This is a genomic window from Corallococcus terminator (genome assembly GCF_003611635.1).
GTDB classification, from domain to species: Bacteria; Myxococcota; Myxococcia; order Myxococcales; family Myxococcaceae; genus Corallococcus; species Corallococcus terminator.
Genome location: NZ_RAVZ01000630.1, coordinates 1 through 2,093, shown reverse-complemented (window position 1 = coordinate 2,093; position 2,093 = coordinate 1). Strand labels below are relative to the sequence as shown.

Sequence of the window (2,093 nt, the reverse complement as noted above, 5' to 3'; positions counted from 1 at the left end):
TCCGCTTCGCGGAGAACCGGCCGCGCTCCGACGTCCTGTCCTGCTTCTGCTGCTTCTTCACATCCACCTCACGAGGGGGAGGCTATCCCCCAGAAAGGTGTCTCAGAAAATCCTGGGGCGGAGGAGGCTAGGCTCCCAGGGGCCAGCTTCAAGCTCAAGTAGCAGCCCCATGGAGGTCCAGAACTGCCGGTCGGTCAGAACCGAGGCGTCCTTTGTGATGTACTGAACGGGCAGAACAATCCAACCATCGGCCTGGACCACGTGCGGGAGCTTCGCGAAGCTGTCCACGCGCTGCTGGCCGTCTCCCCCATCATTGACGGGCTTGGTCATGCTCGTGCTCACGACAGAGCCCAGTGGTGGACAGCCGCGACCTTGAGGGCTTGGCTGTGGATCTCATGCTCTTTGTCGAGCATGGCGATGAGCCGCTCCTGCTCCACCACCTCCGCGAGGAGGTGTCGGTATTCGCCGGCCAGCCATGGCTCCTGCGCTTCGAGGTGGTGAGCCTTGGCTCGCAGGCTGAGCTTGTTGCCGTTTATCAGGGCCACACCGAGGAGGCTCTGGGCCACCTGTTGTCGCCGTCCCCGGTTCGAGCCGAGACCGGCGAGGATGTGCTCGGGCGTGGCGATGCGTGTCGTCGGACGGATGGGAGTGGTCATGCCCCTCGTGTAACGAATCGGTCTGGTGGCTGAGCGAGGTTGCGCGTGGGGGCAGGTCGCTCAGGCTTCGGCGAGCGGTCTCCGCGTTGTCGCCAGCTTGTCGGTACAGACCCAACAAATCAGCCATCAATGATCAACCATCAGAGATCAACAGACGGAAGTCCTGCGAAGTAGAGATGAATCTGAATGTACAGGTGACAGATTGTTGGTGACATCGAGAGTGCAGGACATCTCCCAAGCACCTTGGAGGTGACATCTTCTAGCTCGACTCTGCCATCTTGAGCTAGACCTCACCCAGCGCCAGCCTGTTGGGGGCGAAAGCTCGGAAGCCACGTCATTGGACGAGGCTAATCCTCCGGACCGTCACCTTCGGCCGTGTCCACGACCGCCGGGATGGCTCCTAGACCAGCAGCATCGACCACGCACTCATCCAGGGCGACTCGTCATCAGCGCCTCCTCAAACTTGCGCTGCTTATCCATGAACGAAATTTGCGCGTTAATGAACGCGGCGAATGCCGCAGCATCGAACAGGTCAGACTTCCCGCTGCCACCGGGATGCACGAGAATCTCGAACGCGCTGACCCAGAGCGAGACCAGCCGTCCTTGATCGTAGAAGATGCCGTCGCTGCCGGCGGGCAGCATCGAGGCGTGGAGAGCCATGTTCAGGGACCTGAACATGGCCACGTCCTCGACAGCGGGCGCTTCGCTGCCGTACCAAACGCGCCACCGCGCGAGCAGTCCCTCCAACAACGGGGTGTCGAGGTCTGAGTCCGAAACCCTCAAGACTGGGACTTCGGGCGTGGATTGACCGTGGAACTTTTCCACGTTGTGGATCGCGTAAAGAGCAGGCGTCCTCGCGACCATGTACTCGTCGTGCTTGTCGACCATCCAGGGGTAGAACGTGAACGAGTTCCCAAAGTGAACGCCACCCTGGCGGGAGTAGGCGAGCAGCCGCGCACGAGCGTGCGGGATGACCGAGTGCGCGACTAGATCGCGGAACCCCGCGAGGGCGCTTACGCTGAAGAGGCTGTCGGGCGCGTCCGCGCGAATGAGCAGAACCGTGGGCTCGATGAGCACTCCGAAGGCGTCGCTAAACCTCCCGAGGAATTCAGCGAGCCTAGAACTCTGCCGACGAAGGTCCGCAACGCGAGGGTCATCGGTCGGCACCAGCGCGACCTCGCCACCTTCAATGGGGGCCTCGATCCTGATGTTCGGCAGTACGAACACGGGCTTCCATTCCACGGACATCACCGAACCCTCCGCCTTTGCTACCTCGTGCCCGAGGTGGCGATTCATTCCGAGACCTCCCCTAGTACTACTCAGTCAGTTGCGTCGAGTCGAGGGGCATGATCTACGTCGAGGTCATGACCCCTGCACAGATGCGCAAGCTGGACAGAGAGCTGCGCGAGTACCTGGAGTCGATGGTGGAGGGGATGG

At 61.7% G+C, this 2,093-nt stretch carries 3 protein-coding genes; all 3 read right to left on the bottom strand.

Going from position 1 to position 2,093, the window contains the following annotated elements; translation table 11 throughout:
- Nucleotides 1-102: 102 nt before the first annotated feature.
- The 3 genes from D7V88_RS40925 to D7V88_RS40915 all read right to left on the bottom strand — a co-directional run bounded on the left by D7V88_RS40925 (nt 103) and on the right by D7V88_RS40915 (nt 1,952).
- Nucleotides 103-330, bottom strand: coding sequence for a hypothetical protein (locus D7V88_RS40925; protein WP_147449128.1), 228 nt, complete (start codon nt 328-330; stop codon nt 103-105).
- Nucleotides 331-338: 8 nt separating this feature from the next.
- Nucleotides 339-656 (bottom strand): hypothetical protein, encoded by a 318-nt coding sequence (locus tag D7V88_RS40920; protein WP_120545887.1) that lies wholly within the window; start codon nt 654-656, stop codon nt 339-341.
- A gap of 426 nt (nt 657-1,082) precedes the next feature.
- Nucleotides 1,083-1,952, bottom strand: a complete 870-nt coding sequence (locus D7V88_RS40915; protein WP_120545886.1) for a hypothetical protein — start codon at nt 1,950-1,952, stop codon at nt 1,083-1,085.
- Nucleotides 1,953-2,093: the final 141 nt, after the last annotated feature.